Origin of the sequence: Gemmatirosa kalamazoonensis, from assembly GCF_000522985.1 — a bacterium.
Classification (GTDB): Bacteria; Gemmatimonadota; Gemmatimonadetes; order Gemmatimonadales; family Gemmatimonadaceae; genus Gemmatirosa; species Gemmatirosa kalamazoonensis.
The window spans coordinates 2,777,329-2,801,481 of sequence record NZ_CP007128.1 but is presented as its reverse complement, the minus strand read 5'-3'; the positions used below and the strand labels follow the sequence as shown (position 1 = coordinate 2,801,481).

General features: G+C 71.6%; 20 protein-coding genes. 9 read left to right on the top strand and 11 right to left on the bottom strand.

The genetic code is table 11. The features are described 5' to 3' along the window. Positions 1–3 precede the first annotated feature (3 nt). Positions 4–1,404: a cytochrome c oxidase subunit II gene (gene coxB / locus J421_RS12025; RefSeq protein ID WP_104022545.1), complete on the bottom strand. Its 1,401-nt coding sequence runs from the start codon at positions 1,402–1,404 to the stop codon at positions 4–6. Positions 1,405–1,647: 243 nt separating this feature from the next. Between coxB and J421_RS12020 the strand changes: the two genes are divergently transcribed. Then, positions 1,648–2,826, top strand: coding sequence for an ABC transporter substrate-binding protein (locus tag J421_RS12020; RefSeq protein WP_025411420.1), 1,179 nt, complete (start codon positions 1,648–1,650; stop codon positions 2,824–2,826). Beyond that, complete coding sequence (locus J421_RS12015; RefSeq protein WP_025411419.1) at positions 2,823–4,607, top strand: methyl-accepting chemotaxis protein; 1,785 nt, start codon at positions 2,823–2,825, stop codon at positions 4,605–4,607. The genes J421_RS12020 and J421_RS12015 overlap by 4 nt, the downstream gene beginning before the upstream one ends. Positions 4,608–4,694: 87 nt before the next feature. Here the strand turns inward: J421_RS12015 and J421_RS12010 are convergent, their stop codons facing one another. Then, positions 4,695–5,195, bottom strand: a complete 501-nt coding sequence (locus J421_RS12010) for a hypothetical protein (protein WP_025411418.1) — start codon at positions 5,193–5,195, stop codon at positions 4,695–4,697. A gap of 176 nt (positions 5,196–5,371) precedes the next feature. Between J421_RS12010 and J421_RS32755 the strand changes: the two genes are divergently transcribed. From J421_RS32755 to dacB, 3 genes are all read left to right on the top strand, one after another. After that, positions 5,372–5,911 (top strand): hypothetical protein, encoded by a 540-nt coding sequence (locus J421_RS32755; protein WP_025411417.1) that lies wholly within the window; start codon positions 5,372–5,374, stop codon positions 5,909–5,911. A gap of 5 nt (positions 5,912–5,916) precedes the next feature. After that, complete coding sequence (locus J421_RS12000) at positions 5,917–7,185, top strand: acyltransferase family protein (RefSeq protein ID WP_025411416.1); 1,269 nt, start codon at positions 5,917–5,919, stop codon at positions 7,183–7,185. A gap of 131 nt (positions 7,186–7,316) precedes the next feature. Continuing rightward, positions 7,317–8,918, top strand: a complete 1,602-nt coding sequence (dacB, locus tag J421_RS11995; protein ID WP_025411415.1) for a D-alanyl-D-alanine carboxypeptidase/D-alanyl-D-alanine endopeptidase — start codon at positions 7,317–7,319, stop codon at positions 8,916–8,918. Here the strand turns inward: dacB and J421_RS11990 are convergent. Beyond that, positions 8,915–10,099 carry a saccharopine dehydrogenase family protein gene (locus tag J421_RS11990; RefSeq protein WP_025411414.1) on the bottom strand — a complete coding sequence of 395 codons (1,185 nt, stop codon included), beginning with the start codon at positions 10,097–10,099 and terminating at the stop codon, positions 8,915–8,917. The two genes, dacB and J421_RS11990, sit on opposite strands and share 4 nt — an antisense overlap. Positions 10,100–10,233: 134 nt before the next feature. On the opposite strand from J421_RS11990, the gene J421_RS11985 reads away from it, so the two are divergent. After that, positions 10,234–10,713: a CoA-binding protein gene (locus J421_RS11985; protein ID WP_025411413.1), complete on the top strand. Its 480-nt coding sequence runs from the start codon at positions 10,234–10,236 to the stop codon at positions 10,711–10,713. A 63-nt stretch (positions 10,714–10,776) separates the two neighbouring features. On the opposite strand, the gene J421_RS32750 is transcribed toward J421_RS11985, so the two are convergent. From J421_RS32750 to gyrA, 3 genes are all read right to left on the bottom strand, one after another. Next, a complete protein-coding gene (locus J421_RS32750) occupies positions 10,777–12,276 on the bottom strand; it encodes a GGDEF domain-containing response regulator (RefSeq protein ID WP_158508762.1) in 1,500 nt (499 codons plus the stop codon). 29 nt (positions 12,277–12,305) lie between these two features. Continuing rightward, positions 12,306–13,292 (bottom strand): threonine ammonia-lyase, encoded by a 987-nt coding sequence (locus J421_RS11960; protein WP_025411411.1) that lies wholly within the window; start codon positions 13,290–13,292, stop codon positions 12,306–12,308. A gap of 159 nt (positions 13,293–13,451) precedes the next feature. After that, positions 13,452–15,971: a DNA gyrase subunit A gene (gyrA, locus tag J421_RS11955; RefSeq protein WP_025411410.1), complete on the bottom strand. Its 2,520-nt coding sequence runs from the start codon at positions 15,969–15,971 to the stop codon at positions 13,452–13,454. Positions 15,972–16,196: 225 nt separating this feature from the next. Between gyrA and J421_RS11950 the strand changes: the two genes are divergently transcribed. Together J421_RS11950 and J421_RS11945 are read left to right on the top strand one after the other, a co-directional pair. Continuing rightward, positions 16,197–17,585 (top strand): hypothetical protein, encoded by a 1,389-nt coding sequence (locus J421_RS11950; RefSeq protein ID WP_025411409.1) that lies wholly within the window; start codon positions 16,197–16,199, stop codon positions 17,583–17,585. Between the two features lie 240 nt (positions 17,586–17,825). Next, positions 17,826–18,842 (top strand): hypothetical protein, encoded by a 1,017-nt coding sequence (locus J421_RS11945; protein WP_025411408.1) that lies wholly within the window; start codon positions 17,826–17,828, stop codon positions 18,840–18,842. 65 nt (positions 18,843–18,907) lie between these two features. On the opposite strand, the gene J421_RS11940 is transcribed toward J421_RS11945, so the two are convergent. The 4 genes from J421_RS11940 to J421_RS11925 form a co-directional block, all read right to left on the bottom strand. After that, on the bottom strand, positions 18,908–19,639 hold the full coding sequence (locus J421_RS11940; protein ID WP_025411407.1) for a mechanosensitive ion channel family protein: 732 nt from the start codon (positions 19,637–19,639) through the stop codon (positions 18,908–18,910). A 109-nt stretch (positions 19,640–19,748) separates the two neighbouring features. Then, positions 19,749–20,660, bottom strand: a complete 912-nt coding sequence (locus J421_RS11935; protein WP_025411406.1) for a hypothetical protein — start codon at positions 20,658–20,660, stop codon at positions 19,749–19,751. An 83-nt stretch (positions 20,661–20,743) separates the two neighbouring features. Then, positions 20,744–21,001 carry a hypothetical protein gene (locus tag J421_RS11930; protein ID WP_025411405.1) on the bottom strand — a complete coding sequence of 86 codons (258 nt, stop codon included), beginning with the start codon at positions 20,999–21,001 and terminating at the stop codon, positions 20,744–20,746. Then, positions 20,998–22,044, bottom strand: a complete 1,047-nt coding sequence (locus J421_RS11925; protein ID WP_025411404.1) for a zinc-binding dehydrogenase — start codon at positions 22,042–22,044, stop codon at positions 20,998–21,000. The genes J421_RS11930 and J421_RS11925 overlap by 4 nt, the downstream gene beginning before the upstream one ends. A 226-nt stretch (positions 22,045–22,270) precedes the next feature. Between J421_RS11925 and odhB the strand changes: the two genes are divergently transcribed. Beyond that, positions 22,271–23,539, top strand: a complete 1,269-nt coding sequence (gene odhB, locus J421_RS11920; protein WP_025411403.1) for a 2-oxoglutarate dehydrogenase complex dihydrolipoyllysine-residue succinyltransferase — start codon at positions 22,271–22,273, stop codon at positions 23,537–23,539. 93 nt (positions 23,540–23,632) lie between these two features. On the opposite strand, the gene J421_RS11915 is transcribed toward odhB, so the two are convergent. Further along, a complete protein-coding gene (locus J421_RS11915; protein ID WP_025411402.1) occupies positions 23,633–24,127 on the bottom strand; it encodes an Hsp20/alpha crystallin family protein in 495 nt (164 codons plus the stop codon). Positions 24,128–24,153: the final 26 nt, after the last annotated feature.

Below are 24,153 nucleotides of genomic sequence, written 5' to 3'. Positions count from 1 at the left end.
CCGTTACTTCAGGGCCTGGAGGTAGGCGACGATGTCCACGATCTCCTGATCGGACAGCCCGCCCGTAGCCTTGGTGACCGTCGACTTCATGATCGGGTCGCGCTGATTCAGCCCCAGCGTGGGCATCGATACGCCCGGCTTCATCCACCGCGCGTTCTTGATCCACAGAGCGAGGTGGCGCGCGTCGTTCGGGAACAGCCCACCGGCGATCGTGTGGCGCGAGCCGACGTGCGTGAGGTTCGGCCCGAGCTGCCCCATGGACGACGGGTTGCCGTTGATGAAGTGGCAGCCGATGCACGCGGAGCGCGAGTACACCTGCTGGCCGCGCGTCGCGTCGCCCTGCAAGCCCGCGGCGATCGACAGGCCGTCCGGCGTCGGCGTCTGCGGCCGCGTGTGCAGCGGCATGTTCTCGACGGGGAACACGTAGCCGGCGGTCGTCGCGGCCGGCGCGTTAGGCGTGCCCGCCGCGAGCTGCGCGCCAGCTGCCCCAGGCGCTGCACCCGGCGCCGCACCCGCGGGCACCGTCGGCGCCTGCTGGCTGCCGGCGGCCGACGACGGCGTCACCGCGGCCGGTGCGCCGGCCTGCGACGCTGTGGCGCGCGCCGCGGCCGAGTCGCCCGGCGACGTCGGCGCCGCGCTCTGCGCGGGGCTCGGCGCCGCGCCGAACGCGGCGACCGCCTGCTGGCCACGCACCCACGAGTCGAACTGCTCGGCCGTCACCGTGTACGCGCGGAACTTCATGTTCGCGTGCGACGTGCCGCAGTACTCCGCGCAGTGCCCGTTCCACACCTGCGCGCCGAGCGCGGAGTCCGGCGTGAACCAGATGAAGTTCGTGTGGTTAGGCATCACGTCGCGCTTGCCCGAGAGCGCGGGGATCCAGAACGAGTGGATCACGTCCGCCGTCTTCAGCTCGAAGTTGACGGTGCGCCCCGCCGGGATGTACAGCTCGTTCGCCGTCGTGATCTTGTACTCCGGGTAGCGGAACTCCCACCACCACTGGTGCCCGATCACCTCGACGGTCAGCGCGTTGGGCCGCGCCTTCGCCTGCGTGCGGAAGATCGTCCGCACCGTCGGCACCGCGATGAAGATCAGGATCACCGCGGGAATCGCCGTCCACAACACCTCGAGCGTGGTGTTGCCGTGGACGTGCTCGGGCTCCGGATGATCGGGCTTCCGCCGGAACTTCATGATCACGTAGAGGAGCAGCGCCTCCACGAGCACGAACACGATCGTCCCGAACAAGAACAAGCGGTTGAAGAGGTGTCCGATATCCGTGTTGGTATCGGAGTTCTTCGTGAAGATCGAGTTCGGGTAGTCGGCGGAGCTGCACGCGGCCAGCGCGAGCGCGGCGACGCCCGCCAGTGCGAGCAGCGCCAACCGCCGCGGGCGGTGGATCCTTGTCATGCCAAGCGTCCTGGGAGCAACGAGTCGGGAGCGCCCGCAGGCGCTGTCGAGGTTGGCGTCAAGCCACGCAAAGCTAAACGGCGCGTTCCAGCCAAATCAAGCAACGCCCAGCGGCAATTCGGACATCGTCATGCTCGCAACATGCTGCCGACGCAGCCGCGCGCGTTTCTACCGCCGGCGTCGCTCGTCTGTATGGAACAGGACGCCCCGCGCGCATGAGACGCGCCAGCCCCACTTCGACGCATGCTGCGTACGCCGGATCCGACTCGCTTCACGCTGCTCGCCGCCCTCGTCGCGGCGGGCTCGCTCGGCGCGTGCCGCGCGCTCGCCCACGGTCGCCACGACGCGGGCGACGCCGTCATCGGCATCGCCTACAACCCGCAGCGCGCCGGGATGCACGAGATCGCCCGCGGCGCCGCGCTCGCCGCCGAAGCGCTCACGCGCGACTCGGCGGCCCGGGCGCTCGGCATCCGCTTCGTGACGCACGAGCCGCCGCGCACCGTGACGAGCGCGGTCGAGATCGCCCAACGGCTGCGCGACGATCCCGACGTCGTCGGCATCGTCGGCGACGCGGAGAGCGGCCGCACGCTCGACGAGATCCCGGTGCTCGAGGATCTCGAGCACGCCGGGGCGCGGGCCGTGGTGGCCGTCTCCCCGACCGCGACGAGCACGTCGCTCACCGGTCGGAGCCCGTGGATCTTCCGCGTCACGCCGACCGACGCCGCGGTGAGCCAGGCCACCGCCGCCTACCTCTCCGATTCCCTCGGCGCCCGCCGCGCCGCGGTCGTCTACCGCAACGATTCCTACGGCCGCGACTGGACCGCCGCGTTCGTGTCGGCGTTCCGGGCCCGCGGCGGCGCCGTGGTCCAGCGCGACCCGTACGTCACCGGCATCACCGAGTGGGACGCGATCGCCGCGTACACCGCCCGGACCGGCGCCGACGCGATCCTCTTTCCGGGGAGCGCCGAGGACGCGGCCGAGTTCCTCAGCGCGCTCCGCCGGGCCGGGGTGCGCGTGCCGTTCGTCGGCGGCGATGCGGTCGCCTCACTCGCCGAGCAGACCGAGTTCGCCGGGGCCCGCTACGCCACGCCGTACAGCGCGGACCACGCCCCCCGGACCGCCGCCGCCGCGGCGTTCGTCGCGGCCTACACGGCCCGCTGGCACGAGCCGCCGACCGCACGTGCCGCGCTCGCCTACGACGCCGCCCTGGTGATCGGCCGGGCGACGCTCGCCGTCGGCCGCGACCGGCTCCGCATCCGGGACTGGGTGGCGGGGGTCGGCTCGGCCACTCCGGCGATCCCGGGCGCCACCGGCGCCATCGCGTTCGACCGATCGCACGACGCCCGCGACCGCTCGGTCGCCATCGTGACCGTCGCCGGCTCCGCGCCGGCCGTCGCGACCGCGACGGAGGGTGCCCGATGACCGGCCTGCCGCGCCGCCGGCGACCGCGGCTCCGCCCCCGGACCATCACGTCGTGGCTCCGCGCCGGCTTCGGCGCCACGCTCTGCCTTCTCGCGCTCGCCGGCACGCTCTGCGTGGCGGCGCTGCGCGACGCGAACAGCCGCAACCAGGCGGCAGCGGCGGTGCTGAGCGAGGAGTACGAGGCCGTCCAGCAGGTCGTCACGACGGTGCTCCGCGAGGTCGTCGCCGGCACCCGCTTCGTGGAGACCCGCGACGCGGCCGACGAGCGCCGCTACCTCACCCTCGTCGACGAGGCCGAGGGGCTGCGGCGGGCCGCGATCCGCCTGCCCCAGATCGGCGTCGACGAGCGGGCGCGGCTCGAGGCGGTGGGGCGCATCCAGAGCGCGTTCGAGGCGCGGCTGGCGGTCGCCCGGGCGTGGCGCGCCGTCGGCCGCGAGGGCGACGCGGGCCGGGTGCTGGCCGCGACGGCCCACGACGTCGACGCAGTGCAGGAGGAGCTCGGCCGCTTCCGGGCGGCGGCCGCGGTGCGCATGGCGCAGCGCGAGGCGGAGATGACCTCGCTGCTTCGCCGGCGCGAGCTCATGCTCGCCGCCCTGCTCGCCGTGACGCTCGCCGTGGCGGCGTTCTTCAGCGCGGCGACCTCGCGCGCCGTGACGCGCCCGCTCGCCGCGCTCGGCCGCGAGACGGAGGCGATCGGCGCCGGCGACCTGCGCGACGCGCATGCCCGCGCCGCCGCCGGCGCGAGCGCCTCGGACGAGCGGGACCTCGAACGGTGGATCGCCGACGAGGACCCGGCCCAGGAGTACGTGCAGCTCGCGCGGGCGATCGACGGCGCGCGGTCGCGGCTGCGAGCGCTCCTCGCGAACGTGCAGGCGGAGGCCGACGGCGTGACCGGCGCGGCGGTGGAGCTCGCGGAGAGCGCGAACGGCGCCGCCGCGAGCACGCAGCACGTGACGGGCGCGGTGACCGAGATCTCCTCCGGCGCGGCGGTGCAGCTCGACGCGCTGCACTCCGCGAGCGCGGCGATGACGCAGCTCGCCGATCAGGGCGCCGCGATCGCCGACGCCGCCGAGGAGCAGGAGCGCGCGGGTCGCGACATCCGCCAGACGACGACGGCGACGCAGGCCGAGATCTCGCGCGCGCTCGACGCGCTGTTAGGCGCCCGGGCCGTCGTCGAGGAATCGTCGCGCGAGATGGCGTCGCTGCGCGACGCCGCATCGGTGGTCGACGACTTCGCCGCGGTGATCGCGGAGATCGCGTCGCAGACGAACCTGCTCGCGCTGAACGCCGCGATCGAGGCGGCGCGCGCGGGCAGCGCTGGACGCGGCTTCGGCGTCGTCGCGCAGGAGGTGCGCGCCCTCGCCGAGCAGAGCGCGAAGGCGGCCGACGAGGTGGCGGACAACGTGCGCCGCATCCGCGCGCGCGTCGCGAGCGCCACGGCGGCGGCGGAGACCGGGCGCACGCGGCTGCGCGACGCCGAGACGGTGGCGAACGGCGCGACCGGCGCGCTCGCGCGCATCGAGCAGGCGGTGGCGCGCGTGGAGACGGCGTCGGCGCGGGTGACCGAGATGGTGTTCGAGAACCACGCCGCGCTCGCCGCGGCCGAGGAGGCGCTCGCCAGCGCGCGCGACGCCGCCGCCTCGCACGCCGCCGCGGCCGAGGAGGTGGCCGCCTCCACCGAGCAGACCGCGGCCACCGTCCAGCAGGTCTCGGCCACCGCCGAGATGCTGCAGGCGGGTGCCGTGCGGGTGCACGGCATGGTGTCGGAGTTCCGGACCTGAGAGGGCAGGAGGGCAGGAGCGCGGGAGGGCAGGAGGAGCTGTTAGGCTCGCCTGCCCTCCCGCGCTCCTGCCCTCCTGCCCTCGCCGTCAGGCGGTCTCGTCCCCCGCGAGCGACGCCATGAAGCGGCGCGGGAGCGTGGCGTGGCGACGGTACATGTAGAAGCCCATCGCGGCGGCGGCGATGAAGTTCGCGACCAGCACCTGGTACCACGCGAGCTGGCCGAAGCTCTCGGGGCGCGCGAGCAGCGCGGTCCAGCCGTACCAGCCGATCTCGAACGCGATGAACAGGATCACGAACCCGATGAGCAACGACGGCTCGTTCTCGGCGTTGTTGATCACGGCCGCGACGATCATCCCGATGATGATGAACACCACGTAGTGGAACAGCGTGTACCCGAGCACGTGCACGGCGGCCGGCCCCGTGCCCGGCGCACCGAACAGCGTCGCTACCGAGGAGCCCAGCATCGCCGGTGTCGCGAACGGCCGGCCGGCGACGGTGTCCAAGATGAGGAACCACACTGCGACGGCCGTCGCGCCGAGTATGCCGGCCGTGATCCCCTCGCGCAGCGTGCGGTGCTCCTGGAGCATGGGACCTCCTTCGACAGATGGTGAGTCGCGTCGCGGTTCGTCCTCGATCGCCAATCTGCGGTCGGGGTCATGCCCCGCAAGGTCGGGGACCGCATGCGAAGTGCCGCGGCCAAGGCGCGCCGGGAACGGCTTTCGCTCCACTCGACACTCCCTGGTCCTCCCGACACCTTAGACCGATGCATCCCCTCACGCATTCCCGCGCGCCCCGCTGCTCGCTCGCCGTCGCGGTCGTGCTCGCGGCATGCGGCGGCGGCTCGGACGCGCGCACGTCCGCGCGAACGGCCCAGCGCGGTGCCGGAACGCCGCCCCCCTGTCGGGCCAGCCTCGACGACGCCGTGGGACTCGCGGTGACGCACTACATCAAGGCCGCGAAGCCGAAGCCGGAGCGGTTCCTCGTCTCCGCGGGCACGGACTCGGCCCTCGGCGACGCGGGGCTCACGGCGCTGCAGGACAAGGGGCCGACGTACCTCTTTCCGGGCGATCCGGCGCTGCAGACCCAGGTGCGCGGCCAGCTCCACGAGAAGGGCGACTACACCACGCTGCTCGTCGTGCGGCGCGGCGCGGAGAAGCAGGGCGGCTCCGCGTCGGTGAGCCTCGCCGGGCACTACGTCGGCGGCGCGACCGACGGCCAGCACGCCGGCCCGCGCAGCTACCGGTTCGCCTGCGACACCGCGGGCTGGCACCTCAGGGACTCCACAGTGGAGCAGAGCGCGTGACCACCATGCTGCCGCCGCGGACCGAGCGCTCGGACTCCGCGGCCACCCCGCACGAACCCCTCACGACCGTCGCGCCGGAGCCACCGCGCCGCGAGCGACTCGTCTCGCTCGACGTCTTCCGCGGGCTCACCGTCGCCGGGATGCTGCTCGTGAACGACCCCGGGTCGTGGGACGCGATCTACCCCCCGCTCGAGCACGCGCCGTGGCACGGGTGGACGCCGACGGATCTGATCTTCCCGTTCTTCCTGTTCATCGTCGGCATCACGACGCAGCTCTCGCTGAACGCGCGGCGAGCGCAGGGCGCCGACGACTCGGCGATCACCCGGCAGGTGCTGAAGCGCGGCGCGCTCATCTTCCTGTTCGGGTTGGCGCTGAACTGGTTCCCGTTCTTCCAGTGGGGCGACGTGCCGGGGATCGCCGCGCCGTCGTTCGCCGACCGCCTCGTCTATCGCGTGGAGCACCTGCGCATCATGGGTGTCCTCCAGCGCATCGGCCTCGCGTACATCATCGCGGCGATGATCTCGATCCGCACCACGCTGCGGCAGCAGATCGTGATGCTGGCGACGATGCTCTACGGCTACTGGTTCCTCATGACGCTCGTGCCGGTGCCGCCGCACGGGATGGTGGGTCAGCTCGTGCTGAGCGAGCCGGGCGCGACGCTCGACGCATGGCTCGACCGCGTGCTGCTCACGCCGAACCACCTGTGGGTGGGCGGCGACGGGCTGCGCGACCCGGAAGGGCTGTTCTCCACGATCCCCGCCGCTGGCACCGCGCTGCTCGGCAACTTCGCCGGCCGGTGGATCGGGATGAAGGAGCGGTCGATCCACGAGCGGCTCGCCGCGCTGTTCGCCGCCGGCGCGCTCGCGATGATGGGCGGCCTGATGTGGAACTGGTCGTTTCCGATCAACAAGTCGCTCTGGACGAGCTCCTACGCGCTGTTCTGCGCCGGCATGGCGTGCGTGGCGCTCGCCACGGTGATCTGGCTCGTCGACGTGCAGAAGTGGGGCGCGTGGGCGAAGCCGTTCCTCCCGTTCGGGCTCAACCCGATGCTCGCGTTCGTCGGCTCGGGGCTGGTGGCGCGCACGATCTACTCGATCATGCGGGTGCAGTACGACGGCAAGAGCGTGTCGCCGGTGGAGGCGATCTACCAGACGTTCGTGAAGATCGGTCTCGCGCCGCGCAACGCGTCGCTGCTGTTCGCGCTCTGCTTCGTCGCCGTGTTCTACGCGGGGCTTCGCTTCGCGCAGAAGCGGAACTTCATCTTCAAGGTCTGAAGCGGCGGAAACGACCGAAGCCGCGGATGGCTTGCGGTGTGAGCCTCGAGCTGCCGCCGCGGACCATCCGCCGTTTCAAGTAGTTTCCGCCATTTCCCTGGCATGGAACGTCGATTGCCCTGCTCTCCCGCATGACGTACAGCCGGTTCCTTCGCCGCATCCTCGCCGTGGCCGCGGTGGCCGCGGCGTGCTTCGTCCCCGACACGTCGGTGGCCGCGCCATCTCCCGTCGATACGGGCGGCACGGCGGTCGAGCAGCCGAAGCCGAAGAAGCGCACGACCACCCGGAAGCGGTCGACGGCCGGACGTCGCACCACGCGCGCGCGCCGCGCGACGCCCGCCGTCGCGCCGGCCGCCGGCTGGACGCGGCCGCGCGGCGCCTCGGCGCTGTCCTCCGACCTTGGCAGCATCCTGTCGCGCAAGGAGGACGGACACTGGGGCGCGATGGTCGTCTCGCTCACGCGCGGCGACACGCTGTTCGCGCTCGCGCCCGACGACCCGCGCACGCCGGCGTCCACGCTGAAGATGTTCACGTCCGTGCTCGCGCTCGACCGGCTCGGCCCGAACTGGCAGTTCAGCACCGACGTCCTGCGCGACGGCGCCGTCGGCGGCGACGGCACGCTCGCCGGCAACCTGTACCTGCGCGGCGACGGCGACCCCGCGCTGAGCAAGCGGTGGGTGCCGGGCCCCGGCCTCGACGCGCCGATGCAGGAGCTCGCGGACAAGGTCGCGGCGGCCGGGATCAAGCACGTGAAGGGCGATCTCGTCGCCGACGCGAGCGCGTTCGAGTCGCGCACCATTCCCGACGGGTGGCTGTCGCGCTACGCGGGCTCCGGCTACGCGGCGCCGTTCTCCGCCCTGTCGCTGAACGAGAACATCGTCGTCGTCGCGGTCTATCCCGACGGCCGCGTGGTGCTCGAGCCGGCGACGACCGGGATCCCGGTCGAGAACCAGGTGAAGGTCACCGGCGGCGGCGGCTCGTCGCTGCACATCTACCGCTCGACCGACGGCACCGTCGTGGCGCGCGGATCCATCGGCAAGCGCGCGGCGGTGCGGCGGCTGCAGCTCACCGTCGCCGATCCGCCGCGATTCACCGCGGGCGCGCTCCGCGCCGCGCTCGCGTCGAAGGGGATCACCGTCGACGGCCAGCTCCGCATGGGACAGACGCCGGCGAACGCGTCGCTCGTCGCCTCGCACAAGTCGCCGCCGATCAGCGAGCTGATCGCCGCGATGAACCGCGAGAGCATCAACCACTTCGCCGAGCTGCTGTTCCGCAACGCCGTGCGCGGCCCGAAGCGCGACACGTTAGGCTCGGCGGAGAACGGCAACGCGCTGCTGCAGCGGTTCATGACGACGAAGGCCGGCGCGTCGGCGAACGCGGTGTCGGTGACCGACGGGTGCGGGCTGTCGGTGCTCGACCACGTCACGCCGCGCGCCATGATCCAGATGCTCGCCTACGCGCACAAGGCGCCGTGGAGCTCCGCGTTCCACGCGTCGCTTCCCGTGGCCGGCGAGTCGGAGCTGCTGCGCAACCGCATGAAGTTCACGCCGGCGCAGGGCAACCTGCACGCGAAGACCGGCACGACGAACGACGTGATCGGCCTCGGGGGCTACGTCACCGCGGAGAACGGCGAGGTGCTCGCGTTCTCGTTCCTGTTCAACGGCCACGACCGGTGGAACGCCCGCGCGACCATCGATCGCATGGGCGCCACCATGGCCGCGTTCAGCCGTTAGGCGATCGGCTCGATCTCGATCCCGCGCTTCGCCAGCTCCGCCACGTAGCGCTCGGCCGGGACGCACTCGTCGGGCGTGCAGACGCCGGCGGGGATCGCGCCGCTCGCCTGGAGCTGTCCGGTGATCGACAGCGAGTAGCCGGTCGTCCGCATCATCGCGCTCACGCCGCGCGTGTCGTCGTAGCGATCGACGAGCTCCCAGCCGCGACTCACCGCGGTGCCGCCCTTCGTGCCCTCCACGACGACGCGCAGCGCGACGAGGTCGCGCCCCTGCGGCTTCGTGAGCCGCGGCTGCATGAGCGCGAGCGCGACGTCGCGCGGCACGACGCGCACGCCCTTCACCTCCACCGGCTCCAGGCCGAAGAAGCCGAGCTCGCGCATCGCCTCCATCATCTGCGCGTGGCCGGGGTAGCGGAGCGTCTTGTACTCCATCGTCGGGATCTTCCCCTCGTAGCGGAAGCCCATCGTGGACAGCCCACCCGCGGTGTGGAACGCCTCGAGCGTGCCGAGCTCCGGGTGCGACTCGAACGCCACCGGCTCGATCTCGGAGAGCGCGCGCACCTGGTGGCGCTTGCCGTCGCGCACGACCCACGACAGCGTCGTGTAGTAGTCGAGCACTCCCTCGAGCGAGTACACGATCTGGTAGTTCAGCGGCGGCTCGGGATGCTGCGGCAGCCCGCCGACGAAGATGCGCACCGACTGCACGTCGGCGCCGTCGCGCTGCAGGAGATCGATGCCGTGCTGCGCGAGGATGTTCACCATCCCCGGCGCGAGCCCGCAGTCGGGGATCACGGACACCTTCGCTTCCTTCGCCGCTGCATCGAGCTGCTTCTGCTCGAAGACGATCTCGGTGTTGCCGCCGAGGTCGCAGAAGTGCGCGCCGCACTCCACCGCGTGGCGCGCCATCGGGCCGTTGAAGTAGTACGGCAGCGCGCTCATCACCGCGTCGCTCTGACGCATGAGCGCGCGCACCGCCTCGGTGTCCTTCGCGTCGAGCGGCGTGGGGAGCAGTCGTGGCTTCGCGCCGGCGAGCTTCGCGGCGTCGGTGTACGGCGCGAGGAACGCCGGGAGGTGCGACACGTTGAGGTCGGCGAGGCGGACCTCGACGACATCGGGGTTCTGCAACAGGTCGAACGCGCAGGCCGAGCCTTGCAGCCCCGCGCCGAGGACGAGCATCCGCATCGAGAGGGAGCCTCCGAAAAAGAGGGGAGCGAGCCGGCAACTTAACGGGGGGGCACCGATAGGGCGTAACCGGGGCCGCTCGTCGGGCGCGGGTTCTGCTGGGTAGGAGCCGTTCCCCTTTCCCGACCGCCGACATGACCCGACCTGGCTTCGACGCGAGCGCGACGTCCGCCGCCGACGACTGGCGCGCGCGGCTCCTGATGCGCGACGATCAACTCAGGGCGCTGCTCGAGCGCACGCGGCGCATCGCCGTCCTCGGCATCAAGACCGCGGAGACCGGACAGCCGGCGTACTACGTGCCGCGCGCCGCGCAGCAGGCGGGCTACGAGATCGTGCCGGTGCCCGTGTACTTCCCCGATGCGACGGAGATCCTCGGCGAGCGCGTCTACCGTCGTCTCGTCGACGTGCCGGGGGAGATCGACCTCGTGAACGTGTTCCGCCGGTCGCGCGACATCCCGCCGCACGTCGACGACATCATCGCGGCGAAGCCGAAGGCGGTCTGGTTCCAGTCGGGCATCCGCAACGACGAAGCGGCCGAACGGCTCGCGCGCGCAGGGATCGACGTGGTGCAGGACCGCTGTCTGATGATCGAGCTGCGGTTCATCGGGCGGTGAGCACCGCTGCGTGGCTGCGTCGCTGCGTGACCGCACCGCACGCAGCGACGCAGCCACGCAGCCTCACGCTCTGACGCGGTTTCTCCCTTCCGCCTTCGCCCGGTACAGGGCAGCGTCCGCCCGCGCGAACAGGTCCTCGACGCTCTCGATGAGCGCGGCGGGGAACGTGGCGACGCCGATGCTCGCCGTCATGTGCAGCGGCGGCGCGCCGTCGCGGCCGGCGAACGAGTGGGCCTCGACGCGCTCGCGGATCCGCTCGGCGAACGCCGCCGCGCCGTCGTCGTCGGTGTCGGGGAGCACGACGAGGAACTCCTCGCCGCCGAACCGCCCCACGAAGTCGCTGCCCCGTACGCCGGAGATGAGCAGCTCGGCCACGTCGCGCAGCACGGCGTCGCCCACGAGGTGGCCGTGCGTGTCGTTCACCCGCTTGAAGTGATCGAGGTCGATCAGCAGCAGCGCGACCGAGCTGTCGTTGCGCAGCGCGCGCTCCATCTCGCGCGTCAGCCGCTCGGTGAGCGCGCGCCGGTTCAGCAGCGCGGTGAGCGGGTCGGTCGTCGCGAGCTGCGCGAGACGCGCGTTGTCGGCGCGCGTCGTCTCGATCACCTGCGCGCGCTGCACCGCGGACACCGCCGCGCTGATCACGGCCTCGGCGAACGCCACGTCCTCGCGGCCTAACGGCGGCTGCTCGCGCGTGCGGCGCAGCAGGAACACGCCCGCCTGTCCCCCCTCGATCGCGAATGGCAGCGCGATCGAGCTGCGCACGGGCACCTCGGTGCGGTCGAGGCCGAGGGCCTGGCGGCCGTCGGCGTAGAGCGCGTGCGTGGCGACGTCCTCGACGAGCACCGGCTCGCCGGTCTCCAGCGCGCGCCGCACCTCCGGGAAGTCGTCGAGCTCCACGGAGGCGTTCTGGTGCTTCGGGCTCTCGAACGCGCTCGCCACCACGCCGCGCGTGTCGCCTGGACGGGCGAGGATCACCGAGCAGTGCGAGACGGCGAGCGCGCGCGCCACGCGGCGCGCGAGCACGTGATAGACCTCGTGCGCCGCGATGTCGCTCGTGACCTCGTGCAGGATGTCGACGAGGCGGCGCCGGCTCTCCGCGTCGTCGCGCGCGCGGCGCAGCTCTTCTTCCGCGCGCAGCAGCGACTCGCGCGTGGCGCGCAGCATGGCGCCGGCGCGGAGCTGCGCCTGCACGCGCGCGACGAGCTCGCGGCCGCGGAACGGCTTGCGGATGAAGTCCGCCGCGCCGAGGCCTAACGTGCGCACCGTGGCCTCCTCCGGTGGCACCGAGGAGAGCATGAGCACCGGCACGTCGCGCCACCGCTCGTCGCTCTTCACCCGCTCCAGCAGCTGCACGCCGTCGGCGTCGGGCATGAGGATGTCGAGCAGCAGCAGGTCGGGCGGGCGCCCGTCACCGTCGAGCTGCTCCAGCAGCCCGCCACCGCCCGGCACCGCGACGACCTCGTAGCCGTACTCCTCGAGCACCCACGCGACGCTCTGGCGCACCGCCGCGTCGTCGTCGACGACGAGGATGCGCGCGCCGGCCGCGCGAGTCTCAGAGGCCACGTCGCGAGACCACGCGTCGAGGGCCGTCGTCACGCGCCAGGCTGGTCGCCCAACAGCGCGACCAGCCCCGGCCACTCGATGTTGCCGCCGCTCAGCACCGCGACGGTGTCGCCATCGGATGCCGGGCGCACGAGCCCCTCCATGAGCGCGGCGATCGTGATCGCGCCGCTCGGCTCGCAGACGAGCTTCAGCCGGTCGAGCAGCGCACGCATGGCGCGCGGGAGCGCGGCGTCGTCGACCTGCACCACGTCGTCGACGTAGCGCTGGTGGTGCGCGAACGGCACGTCGCCGACCTGCACGGCGAGCAGCCCGTCGGCGAGGCCGCGGTTCGCGCCGATGTGCACCGGCCGCCCCGCGGCGCGCGCGCGCGAGAGCTTCGGCGCGACGCTCGGCTCGACGCCGATCACGCGCGTGTCGGGCGAGAGCAGCTTCACCGCCGTGGCCACGCCGGCGCTCAGCCCGCCGCCGCCGATCGGCACGAGCACCATGCGCACGGTCGGCAGATCGTCGACGATCTCGAGCCCCGCCGTGCCCTGACCGGCGACGATCGTCGGATGGTCGTACGGCGGCACGAGCACGCCACCCGACTCGTCGACGATCTCCTGCGCGCGGCGCATGCGGTCGTCGGTCGTCGTGCCGGCGAGCTCCACGCGCGCGCCGAGCCGCTCGGCACCGGCGCGCTTCGCCGCCGACACGGTGGTCGGCATGACGACGGTGGCCGGCACGCCGTACAGCCGAGCGGCGAGGGCCACCGCCTGCGCGTGGTTTCCCGACGACGGCGCGACCACGCCGCGTGCGCGCTGCGCCGGGTCGAGCGCGCTCATGAACGTGTACGCCCCGCGCAGCTTGAACGCGCCGCCGCGCTGGAGCATCTCCGGCTTGACCCACACGCGCCCCTCGGGCACCACGTCGGCCGCCGACAGCAGCGGCGTGCGCACCGCCACCCCGTCGAGCACGGCGGCAGCGGCGCGGATCGCGTCGAGCGAGACGAGTTGCGGCTCGAGTGTCGTCGTCATCCTAACGGCAGCGTGTAATTCGGATGGCGCAATGTAGTAAGGCACGGGGCAGGAGGGCAGGAGCGCGACCCCGAGGGCAGGAGGGCAGGAGCGCAGGAGGGCACGAGAGCCTAACCGCTCCTCGTGCCCTCCTGCGCTCCTGCCCTCCTGCCCTCTGGGTTACAGGTCGTCCTCGCCGCCCGTCGGCGCGAGGTCGTCGGCCTCCTCGCCCGCCTCACCGCCCTCGTCCTTCTCGACGACGACGCGCGCGACCGAGCAGACGATGTCGTTGGCGTCCAGGTTCACGAGCCGCACCCCCTGGGCGTTGCGCCCCGTGTTGCGCACCTCGTTCACCGCCGAGCGGATGATGATGCCCTGCTTCGTGATGAGCATGATCTCGTCCTCCGGGAGGACCTCCATCAGCGACACCACGTTGCCGGTCTTCTCCGTGCGGTTGACCGTGATGATCCCCTTGCCGCCGCGCTTCTGCACGCGGTACTCGTCGATGTCCGTGACCTTGCCCATCCCCTTCTCGGTCACGACGAGCAGCGTCGCGTCGCGCTTGATGACGACCATGCTGATGACCGCGTCCTGCGGCCGCAGCTCCACGCCCTTCACGCCCGTGGTGTCGCGGCCCATGTCGCGCACCTCGGCCTCATGGAAGCGGATCGACAGGCCGTGCTTCGTCGCGAGCACGATGTCGTTCGTGCCGCTCGTGACCTGCACGTCGATCAGCTCGTCGCCGCGCTCGATCTTGATCGCCTTCACGCCGTTCGCGCGGACGTTCCCGTACTCCGAGAGGCACGTCTTCTTCACCGTGCCCTGCTTCGTGCAGAACAGGAGATACTGGTCCTCGCGGAACTCGCGCACGGGCACCATCGAGCGGATGCCGGTGTCGGGCGTGACGTTGATCAGGTTGACGATCGGCTTGCCCCGCGTCGCGCGCCCGGCCTGCGGGATCTCGTGGACCTTGAGCCAGAAGCAGCGCCCATCGTCCGTGAAGATCATGATGTAATCGTGCGTGCTCGCGATGAAGAGCCGCTCGATGAAGTCCGTGTCCTTGAGATCCTGACCGGACAGCCCGCGCCCGCCACGCCGCTGGCGACGATACGTCGTCACCGGCGTGCGCTTGATGTAGCCCGAGTGCGAGATCGTCACGACCATGTCCTCTTCGGCGATGAGGTCCTCGATCGTGAACTCGCCCTCGTCGCTCGTGATCTCGCTGCGCCGATCGTCGCCGTACTTCGCCGCGACCTCGGTGAGCTCGTCCTTCAGGATGCCCATGCGTCGCGGCCGCGACGCGAGGATCCCGCGCAGGTCGGCGATCGTCGCGCGGACCTCCTTCAGCTCGGCCTCCAGCTTGTCGATCTCGAGGCCGGTGAGCTTCGCGAGGCGCATGTTGAGGATCGCCTCGGCCTGCCGCTCGCTGAGCTTGAAGCGCTTCTGCAGCCGCTCGCTCGCCACCGCGGTGTCGGCCGCCGCGCGGATGATCTTGATCACCTCGTCGATGTTGTCGACGGCGATCTTGAGCCCCTCGAGGATGTGCTCGCGCTCGAGCGCCTTGTCGAGGTCGAACTGCGTGCGGCGGACGATGACGTCGTGGCGATGCTCGACGTAGTGCTGCAGCACGTCGCGGAGCGGCATCACCTTCGGCACGAGCTGCTTCGTGTGCGGATCAGGCACGAGCGCCAGCATGATGACGCCGAACGTCGACTGCATCGTGCTGTGCTTGTAGAGCTGGTTCAGCACCACGCGCGGGATCGCGTCGCGCTTCAGCTCGATCACGATGCGCATGCCGTCGCGGTCCGACTCGTCGCGCAGCGCGCTGATGCCGTCGACCTTCTGCTCCTTCACCAGCTCGGCGATCTGCTCGACGAGCCGCGCCTTGTTCACCTGATACGGCAGCTCGGTGACGACGATCTGGCTCTTGTTCGAGCTCTCCTTCTCCTCGATGACCGCGCGCGCGCGCATCACGATGCGGCCGCGCCCCGTCTCGATGTAGTCCTTGATCCCCTGGCGGCCGTAGATGTAGCCGGCGGTCGGGAAGTCGGGCCCCTTGATGAGCTTCCGCAGCCCCGCCGCGTCGAGCTCGGGGTTGTCGATCAGCGCGTGCAGCGCCGAGACCACCTCGCGCAGGTTGTGCGGCGGGATGTTCGTCGCCATGCCGACCGCGATGCCCGAGCTGCCGTTCACCAGCAGGTTCGGCAGCGCCGACGGGAGCACGCGCGGCTCCGTGAGGCGGTCGTCGAAGTTCGGCGCCTCGTCGACGGTGTTCTTCTCGATGTCGGCGAGCATCTCCATCGCGACGCGCGTCAGCCGGGCCTCGGTGTACCGATAGGCCGCCGCCGGGTCGCCGTCGACCGAGCCGAAGTTTCCCTGCCCGTCGACGAGCGGATAGCGCAGCGAGAAGTCCTGCACCATGCGCACGAGCGCGTCGTACACCGACGAGTCGCCGTGCGGGTGGTACTTGCCGAGCACCTCGCCGACCACCGTCGCCGACTTCTTGTACGGCCGTCCCGGCGTGAGCCCGAGGTCGTTCATCGCGTACAGCACGCGCCGCTGCACGGGCTTGAGCCCATCGCGCACGTCGGGCAGCGCCCGCGACACGATGACGCTCATCGAGTAGTTGATGAACGACTCCTTGATCTCCTCGTCGATGAGACGGGGCAGGATCCGCTCGCGATTGTTCGGTGCGGTCATGTTCTACGTCCGGATGTGGCGCTCGGCTCCCGGGCCACGATGGCCGCGAGGCAAGCTCGAAATATCGCCTGAACAGGCCCCGAAGTCAACCCGGGCCCTGCCTGGCAACTCGTTCTGTATCAAACACTTACGAGCGACGTCCGTTCCCGCGTGCGCCCTTCTGGCCGCTTGCTCGCGCCGCGCCCGGCGCTAAGCTCCGGATCGCCGCTCCCACGCCGCCGTCGCATGCCGCCGCTCCGTCGTCCGCGCCTCCCTGCCACGCTGCCTGCCACGCTGCTCGGCGCGCTCCTGCTCGCCGCGTGCGCCGGCGCGCCCGACGCCCCCGCCGCACCGCCGCCAGCGCCGCCGAGCCAGCTCGCGCTCACGGTGACGCCGGCCGACGAGACGCTGGCGCAGCGTGGGCTCGCGCTCGTCGTCACCCGGCGCGACGGCCGGCCGATCAAGGGGCTGCACGTGTTCGCCGACTCCGGCACCGCGACGCAGATCGACTTCCGCTGGTCGCACGACGGCTGGTTCTCCGGCGGCCGCGACTCGGTGAGCCTCTCCGTCTACGCGCCGACGCCGGGACGGCACACGTTCACGATCGTGACGCAGGATCCCGGTGGCGTGGTGGCCAGCGCCGCGATCACGCGCACGTTCGTCATCCCCGACGTCGACTACGCCGTGACGGTGCTCCCCGACCTCGGCGCCGGCGGCGGCGCGAACGGGATCAGCACGCGCGGCGACGTCGCCGGTTGGGTGACCGGGCCTAACGGTCGGCGTCGGGCCGCGGTGTGGCGCGCAGGCGCGCTCACCGTGCTCCCCGTCGACACCGCAGTGAACGTCACGGCCACGCACGTCAACACGGCCGGCGACGTGCTGCTCGGCTTCGGCGGGATCTACGGCAGCTTCGACTGGCCGACCGCCGTGTGGGTGCGGAGCGCGGACGGCGCGATGACGCCGGTGGGCGCGTCGGGCACGGCGGGGTTCCGAAGCTACTGCTGCTCGCTCGCCGCCGACCTCACCGACACGCGCCAGGCGCTCGGCGCGTCGCCGGCACCCGACTACGCGTTCCGCTCCGCGACGCTCGACCTGCGCACGGGCAGGCAGGACACGTCGGACACGCGCTACGTGAAGCTGAACGACAACGGCCAGGCGGTCGGCACGACGGCGAACTCGTTCGACCTGTACATCACCGTGCGCCTCGTGGCGAAGGGATTCGTCCCCGGGCCGCTGCCGAGCGGACCGCTGCTCTCGGTGTGCGACCTGCCCGGCCGCTACACGCGCACGCTCCCGATCGACCTCGACGACGACGCGAACGTGCTCGTCGACTACTGCGGTAACCCGGCGCTGCTCGTGCCCGACGGGCAGAGCGTGTGGCTCGACCGGTACGTCGGCCGCGGGCAGGTGCGCCTGTCGCGGCAGGGCGGCATCGTCGCGGCGCTCGACAGCGCGGGCGCACTGCACACGTGGCGCTTCCCGGGTGGACCGGTGTCGCGGCTGCGGCTCTCCGACACGCGGTGGCGCGTCGACAGCCTCGGCGCGGTGAACGCGAGCGGCGCCGTGGCCGCGCGCGGCATCGACGCGTCGGGGAAGCACGCGGCGCTGCTGCTCACGCCGGTGGCGTCGCGTTAGGCAGGGGGCCTACCGGCGCGCATTGACGCTGCATGTCGGCCGCCGTATCGTGGTCATCCCGCTGCCGCCACTGTCGCGGCCGCGGCTGACGGGGTGACCGCCGCCCCCGTCCCTGGCGCGAGCTCCAGGCGAAGCCGTCGTCGCCCGCTCGAACGAAGCACGAGATGCCGTCGAGCGAACGGAAGTCCGCCTTCGCGCGCGCCTCGCGCGCAAGCGCCCAGTCCTCCACTCGGAGGGAACATGCATCCATTTCGCATTCGCTGGCGCCGCCGCGGCGTCGCGATCGGCGTCGCGGTCGGCCTCCTGCTGTGCGTGACCGTGGCGACCGTCGCTCGCGCCGACCCCATCACCCTCACGGCCGTTCTGATCGGTCTGGCGTCGGCGATCATCGGTGGGATCGCGGTCAACAACGCCACGTCCGTCTACCTCGCACTCTCGCTCGGCTACGCCACCCCGCAGCCCGACGCGAGCGTGTCCTGGCGCACCGCGCGCAATGACCCGGCGATCGCCGTCGACTTCGACACCGACCCGCAGGGTAAGGAGCATCTCGGCGAGGCGGTCACCACGATCGGCTTGCTGTTCGACAGGCTCGATCCGATCGCCAACAGCCATGGCAGCTACTACAACGCGTCGAGGATCTTCAAGAACGGCTCGGTCGCGAAGGAGTCGGACGGTGGTGCGCTGCCACCGGGGACTCCGCTCGACGCTATTCGCTTCACGGCGGGCAACCTGCCGCTGACGAAGGACTTCTCTTTCGACATCAACACGGGCAAGATCGGCTCGATCGACGCGCTCGTCGGGGGCGGAGCGCTGTACGACGGCACGCAGTGGGTGCCGTGGGATCCGCGCACGGTGACCGAGCCGGTCGTGCACGCTTTCCTCGACGGCGCGCTGACCCCCGGTCCGGCGCAGGGCGTGCCATTCAACACGCCCTCCACGGATCAGCTGTTCGACGAGAACGACGCGGACGGCGCGGTGAACTGGTTCCCGTACTTCCTCGCGGCTGTGAACGCCGCCGGCACGCACGTCGGCAGCGACGGCCGCACCTACACGAACGAGTTCAGCTTCGACGTGCCGTTCGGCACGGGCGTCACGACGGACGGCAGCTGGTACATCAGCGAGGAAGCGCTCGCTCCCGGGCAGGGGCCAGGCGTCGTCGTGCCCGAGCCGGTGAGCGTGACGCTCGTCGGCGTCGGCCTGTGCGCGATCGGCGTCGGCGCGCGTGTGCGTCGGCGCATGGCGCCCTCGCGAGTGTGATGCGATGAGGATGCGTTAATCACGCGCCGTCGGGCGGTCGGCGGGCCGCCCGGCCGCGCGCGCACTCACGGTAGACCGTGCTCGCCCGTGTCCGCCTCGTCCTCCATCTCCGCGCGCGCGGCCTCGCGGTCGATCGCCGCGCGCTCGGCCTTGTAGCGCTCGTACCACTCGCGCGTGACCTGGCCCGCGAGCTCGCGGTTGCCCAGGCCGAACGAGAGCGCGAGCGCGAGCGCCACCGCGCCGAACAGGATCGCGAACGCCGTCGTGACGATGTCGGTGGCGATGCCGAGCTCCTGCAGCGCCATGAACACGGCGATGACGATGATGCCGATGCGCCCCACGCGCGCGAGCGTCGGCCCGCCGTGCAGCCCGCCGGCCGACGCCATGATCAACCCGCCCACGAACCCGCCGAGCACGATGCCGACGATGACGATCACGATCGCGGCGATGACGCTCGGGATGTAGCTCACCAGCTCGGAGAACACGTTCGCGAGCTGGTCGAAGCCGAGCGCGTTCGCGGCGATGAGCATCACGCCGAACATCACGAACCAGAACACGAGGTTCGCGATGATGCGCACCGGGTTGAACTGCGTGCCCGACCGCTCGACCGCGTGCAGCACGCCGCCGCGCGCGAGCATGTCGTTCAGCCGCACGCGCTTCAACAGACGGATCGTCCCCTTCTCCAGCAGCTTCGCGAGCAGGTAGCCCGCGAACAGGATGACGAGCGCGCCGAGCAGCGAGGGGAAGAACGTGCCGAGCTGCGCGAAGCTCTGTTGAATGCGGTCGAAGAAGGTCATGGACGGGCGGAGGTGGGCGGCGCGCGTCCGGTGGGAACGTCATCGCGCCGACGCGGAATCTACCTCCGCCCCGCGCCGGATGGGCGAGCGCCACGCCGCCGCGCAGCCGTCATCGGAAGTTGAACACGAAGCCGACGAACGGCGCCCCGGGAAAGATCGGATCGCGCGCCACGTTGATGAACGCGAGGTCGAGCGAGATCTGCTCGCCCATGAACCGGAGCCCGTACGACAGCAGCGGCCCCTCGCGGAAGTTCGGGATGACGTAGTTCTCGGTCACGAACGCGACGCGGCGCGCGAGCCGCGCCTCCGCGCCGAGCATCGCGACCGGCTGGCTCGAGACGTTCCTGTTGGAGAACGCGTAGCCGACGCCCGCCGTGACGCTCGCGTCGGGACCGCCCCACGTTCCGACCCCGTAGGCGATGCCGTAGGGCCCCTGGTCGGAGCTGCTCGGCGAGTCGTCGAGGTCGGGGATGTAGATGACGAGCGCGCCCGCGGCGAGGTTCACCCGCTCGCGGTTGTACAGCCCCACCTTCGGCGTGACCCAGAACGCCTGCGTCGACGCGCCGGGGAGGAGCGACACGCCGCCGCCGATCGTGACCCGGTCGGTGGCGCCGTACGCGACCCCGGGCAGGATGATGTAGTAGTCGCTGAAGTAACCCGTGCCGCGCGGCAGCATGCGACCCGTCGGCGCGAACAGCAGCCGCGTGGCGTTCGGGTTCGGGAACCAGAACTCGCCGTTCGGGCGCAGCGCGGCGGCCGGCGCCTCGTCGATGCGCGCGATCGAGCGGACGGCGATGCCGGTCTCGCCGATGGAGCTGCGGAACCGGATCGTGTCGGTGCCCGCGACGACGATGCGGCCGATGAGTGCCGTGCCGTCGCGCAGGTGGACCGACTGGATGCGCGTGGAGTCGACGACGCGGACGCGGCTCCGCACGGCCTCGGGAATCGAGTCCGGGGTCTGTGCGTGCGCGGCGCCGGCGATGGAGAGCGCGGCGGCGAGACGAGCGATGCGATGGCGCATGGGGTGGGGGAGTGAGTGTGGCGAGCAGTCTGCGCCGGCGCACATCACACCCACGTCACACCGCCATCAGACGACCGCCGCGCTCAGTTGCGCGTGCCGCGTCGCAGGTCGAACAGCGCGCTCCGGCGACAGGTCGGGCAGATCAGCCACTCCCGGCGACGCGCGTACCCGAGCCCGAACGACCCGCCGCCGATCGCGCGGCGAGTGAGCGGGCTTCCGTCGCGCGGGCAGACCGGCGGCTGGCCGGCGACGAGCGCGTCGCGGATCGTGCGCTGCTCGTCGGGCGTGTACTGCGCGCGCTCGGGCGCGTCGCCGGTGCCTTCGGACGGGTCGTCGCTCATGTGCCGGCTCCGATGCGCACCACGACCTTGCCGAACTGCTCGCCGCTCGCGAGTCGCTCGTACGCGCGCCGGCCATCCGCCAGCGGCCACACGGAATCGATCGGCGGCAGCAGGCGGCCGGCACTCAGCTCGGCGGCGATCGCCGCGAACTCCGCGTCGTTGCCCATCGTCGAGCCGAGGATGTTCCACTGGTTCCAGAACAGCCGGCGCACGTCCGTCTGCACCATCGGCCCCGACGTCGCGCCACACGTCACGAGCCGTCCGCGCCGGCCGAGCGCCTGGAGCGATCGGGACCACGTCGCCTCGCCGACGTTGTCCACGACCACGTCCACGCCGCGCTTGCCCGTGCGGTCGCGGATGACGCGCGGCACGTCGTCGGTGCGGTGGTTCAGGGTGTGGTCGGCGCCGAGCGCGCGGGCGCGCGCGAGCTTGTCGTCGCTGCCGCTCGTCACCCACACGGTCGCGCCGAAGCGCTTCGCGATCTGCAGCGCGGCGAGCGCGACGCCGCCGCCGATCCCCCAGATCAGCACCTCGTCGCCCGGCCGGAGCTCGGCCCGCGTGACGAGCATGCGCCACGCGGTGAGCGTCGCGAGCGTGAACGCGGCGGCCGACTCGGGCGCGACCTCGAGCGGCACCGCGCGCACATTGCGCTCGGGCACGACGACGTACTCGGCGAGGAATCCCGGGAGGTGCTCGCCGTAGATGCGATAGCGCGGGCACAGCGGCTGCTCGCCGTCGAGGCAGTACTCGCAGACGCCGCAGTTCGTGCCGGGGTTCACGATCACCCGGTCGCCCGGCCGCACCGTCGTCACCGATGCGCCGACCGCCTCGACGATCCCGGCCCCATCGGACCCGACGATCCACGGCGGCGTGATGGCGACGTTCGGCAGCCCGCCGACGACGAACAGGTCGAGATGATTCAGCGCGGCGGCCTCGACGCGCACCTTCACGTCGGACGGCTCGCGCAGCTCGGGGATCGGGAGATCGTCGCGATACTCGAGCTGGTCGAGCGTGCCGTGGGCAGAGAGAGTCAGCGCGCGCACGTCGTGGCGGGTCGTGGCTCGTCGGGCGCGACGGGTCGTGCGTCGGAATGGTCCCGACGTCGATCGAGCGCGGCCGAACCATGGGCGAAGGGGGGGGAGCCCCGCCCTGGTACCTAGGGACCGCCCACCCCTCGCCTCGACTAGATTCCGCGAACGCTACTGGCCGGCTACCTGCGCTGCCAGTCGGAGCGATGGGTACGACCTTCATCCCACCGGGTTCTCAGGAATGATCGCGATCAAGGTGCCGCCGCTCGGCGAGTCGATCGTCGAAGCGACGATCTCGCGCTGGGTGAAGCGCGAAGGCGAGGCCGTGTCGGCGGGCGACACGCTCGTCGAGCTCGAGACCGACAAGATCACCGTCGAGGTGCCGGCGCCGTCGTCCGGCGTGCTCGCCAAGCGGCTCAAGGCCGAGGGCGACGTGGTCGCGGTCGACGAGGCGCTCGGCGAGATCGACGAATCGGGTGCGGCGGGAGCCGGTGCGGCGGGAGCGAGTACGGCGGCGGTGGGTGCGGCGGCGGGTGCCGCGGGGGCGGGTACGGCGGCGGCGGGTACCGCGCCCGCTGCCGCTCCCACCGCGCCGCCGGCTGCGGCGCACGCCGAGGTGCGCGCGTCGCCTGCCGCGCAGCGCGTGGCCGCCGAGCGCGGCGTCGACCTCGCGGGCGTCGCCGGCACGGGTCGCGGCGGCGTGGTGAGCAAGCCCGACGTGCTGCAGGCCGCGAAAGCCCCCACCGCATCCGCTGGCGCTTCAGCCGCTCCCGCAGCACCCGCTTCCGCCGCACCTGGGCGGGTGAACGGCGCGAGCCGGGAGACTCGCGAGAAGATGACGACGCGGCGCCGCCGGATCGCCGAGAACCTGCTCGCGTCGCAGCAGCAGACCGCGCATCTCACGACGTTCAACGAGATCGACATGTCCGCCGTGAGCGCGCTACGCGACCGGGTGCGCGAGCGCGTCGAGAAGGAGCACGGCGTGCGGCTGTCGTTCATGCCGTTCTTCGTGAAGGCGGCCGTGATGGCGCTCGAGACGTACCCGCTCGTGAACGCGAGCCTCGACGGCGACACGATCGTCCATCACCACTACGTGAACATGGGCATCGCCGTCGCGTCCGAGGCGGGGCTCGTCGTGCCGAACATCAAGGACGCCGATCGCAAGGGGACGCTCGAGATCAGCCGCGACATCGTCGCGCTCGCGAAGAAGGCGCGCGACGGCAAGCTGACGATGGAGGACCTCACCGGCGGCACGTTCACGATCACGAACGGCGGCGTGTTCGGGTCGCTCATCTCGACGCCGATCATCAACTTCCCGCAGGTCGCGATCCTGGGGCTGCACAAGATCCAGGACCGCCCCGTCGCGGTGAACGGCCAGGTCGTGATCCGCCCGATGATGTACGTCGCGCTGTCGTACGATCACCGCCTCATCGACGGGCAGCAGGCGGTGCTGTTCCTCGTGCGCGTGAAGGAGCTGATGGAAGATCCGTCGACGATGCTGATCGCCTAACGGATTTCGACCGCCGAGGACGCAGAGGGCGCCGAGGAGAACCAGCAGTGGTTCCCCTCGGCGCCCTCTGCGTCCTCGGCGGTTCAACTCGGATCAGCCCTGAATCTGCTTCGCGTCCGACGCGTTCACCGCGACGCTGATCTTGCGCGGCAACGCCGCCGCGAGCTTCGGCACGCGCACGGTGAGCACGCCGTTGCTGTACGTCGCCTCGATCTTCTCGCCGTCGACGTACTCCGGCAGGCGGATCGAGCGCGAGAACGCCCCGCTCAGCCGCTCCGAGGAGTAGACGCGCAGCTTGCCCTGCTCCGCCGCCGGCAGCGTCGGGCCGCGGCGGCCGGTGAGCGTCAGCGTCCCCTGCTCGAAGTGGACGTCGATGTTCTCCTGGTGCAGCCCCGGCAGGTCCGCCTCGATCACGAACGCGTGCTCGGTCTCGTACGTGTCCACCGGCGGGAGCCACAGCTGCGGGCGGGTGGCGTTCGCGGTGCCGAACGCGCGCCCCGAGAACGCGTTGTCCATCTGCCGGCTGAGACCGAGCATCCGGTCGAAGATCGCGTCGAACGGGTAGTTGGTGGTCGGGTTGGTCGACATGGAGCTAGCCTCCTCACGAGGGGTTG

Bases quoted from the DNA above. Each gene is read 5' to 3' on its own strand.
- coxB (WP_104022545.1), bottom strand. From the start codon at position 1,404: ATGACAAGGATCCACCGCCCGCGGCGGTTGGCGCTGCTCGCACTGGCG.
- J421_RS12020 (WP_025411420.1), top strand. From the start codon at position 1,648: ATGCTGCGTACGCCGGATCCGACTCGCTTCACGCTGCTCGCCGCCCTC.
- J421_RS12015 (WP_025411419.1), top strand. From the start codon at position 2,823: ATGACCGGCCTGCCGCGCCGCCGGCGACCGCGGCTCCGCCCCCGGACC.
- J421_RS12010 (WP_025411418.1), bottom strand. From the start codon at position 5,195: ATGCTCCAGGAGCACCGCACGCTGCGCGAGGGGATCACGGCCGGCATA.
- J421_RS32755 (WP_025411417.1), top strand. From the start codon at position 5,372: ATGCATCCCCTCACGCATTCCCGCGCGCCCCGCTGCTCGCTCGCCGTC.
- J421_RS12000 (WP_025411416.1), top strand. From the start codon at position 5,917: ATGCTGCCGCCGCGGACCGAGCGCTCGGACTCCGCGGCCACCCCGCAC.
- dacB (WP_025411415.1), top strand. From the start codon at position 7,317: ATGACGTACAGCCGGTTCCTTCGCCGCATCCTCGCCGTGGCCGCGGTG.
- J421_RS11990 (WP_025411414.1), bottom strand. From the start codon at position 10,099: ATGCGGATGCTCGTCCTCGGCGCGGGGCTGCAAGGCTCGGCCTGCGCG.
- J421_RS11985 (WP_025411413.1), top strand. From the start codon at position 10,234: ATGACCCGACCTGGCTTCGACGCGAGCGCGACGTCCGCCGCCGACGAC.
- J421_RS11960 (WP_025411411.1), bottom strand. From the start codon at position 13,292: ATGACGACGACACTCGAGCCGCAACTCGTCTCGCTCGACGCGATCCGC.
- gyrA (WP_025411410.1), bottom strand. From the start codon at position 15,971: ATGACCGCACCGAACAATCGCGAGCGGATCCTGCCCCGTCTCATCGAC.
- J421_RS11950 (WP_025411409.1), top strand. From the start codon at position 16,197: ATGCCGCCGCTCCGTCGTCCGCGCCTCCCTGCCACGCTGCCTGCCACG.
- J421_RS11945 (WP_025411408.1), top strand. From the start codon at position 17,826: ATGCATCCATTTCGCATTCGCTGGCGCCGCCGCGGCGTCGCGATCGGC.
- J421_RS11940 (WP_025411407.1), bottom strand. From the start codon at position 19,639: ATGACCTTCTTCGACCGCATTCAACAGAGCTTCGCGCAGCTCGGCACG.
- J421_RS11935 (WP_025411406.1), bottom strand. From the start codon at position 20,660: ATGCGCCATCGCATCGCTCGTCTCGCCGCCGCGCTCTCCATCGCCGGC.
- J421_RS11930 (WP_025411405.1), bottom strand. From the start codon at position 21,001: ATGAGCGACGACCCGTCCGAAGGCACCGGCGACGCGCCCGAGCGCGCG.
- odhB (WP_025411403.1), top strand. From the start codon at position 22,271: ATGATCGCGATCAAGGTGCCGCCGCTCGGCGAGTCGATCGTCGAAGCG.
- J421_RS11915 (WP_025411402.1), bottom strand. From the start codon at position 24,127: ATGTCGACCAACCCGACCACCAACTACCCGTTCGACGCGATCTTCGAC.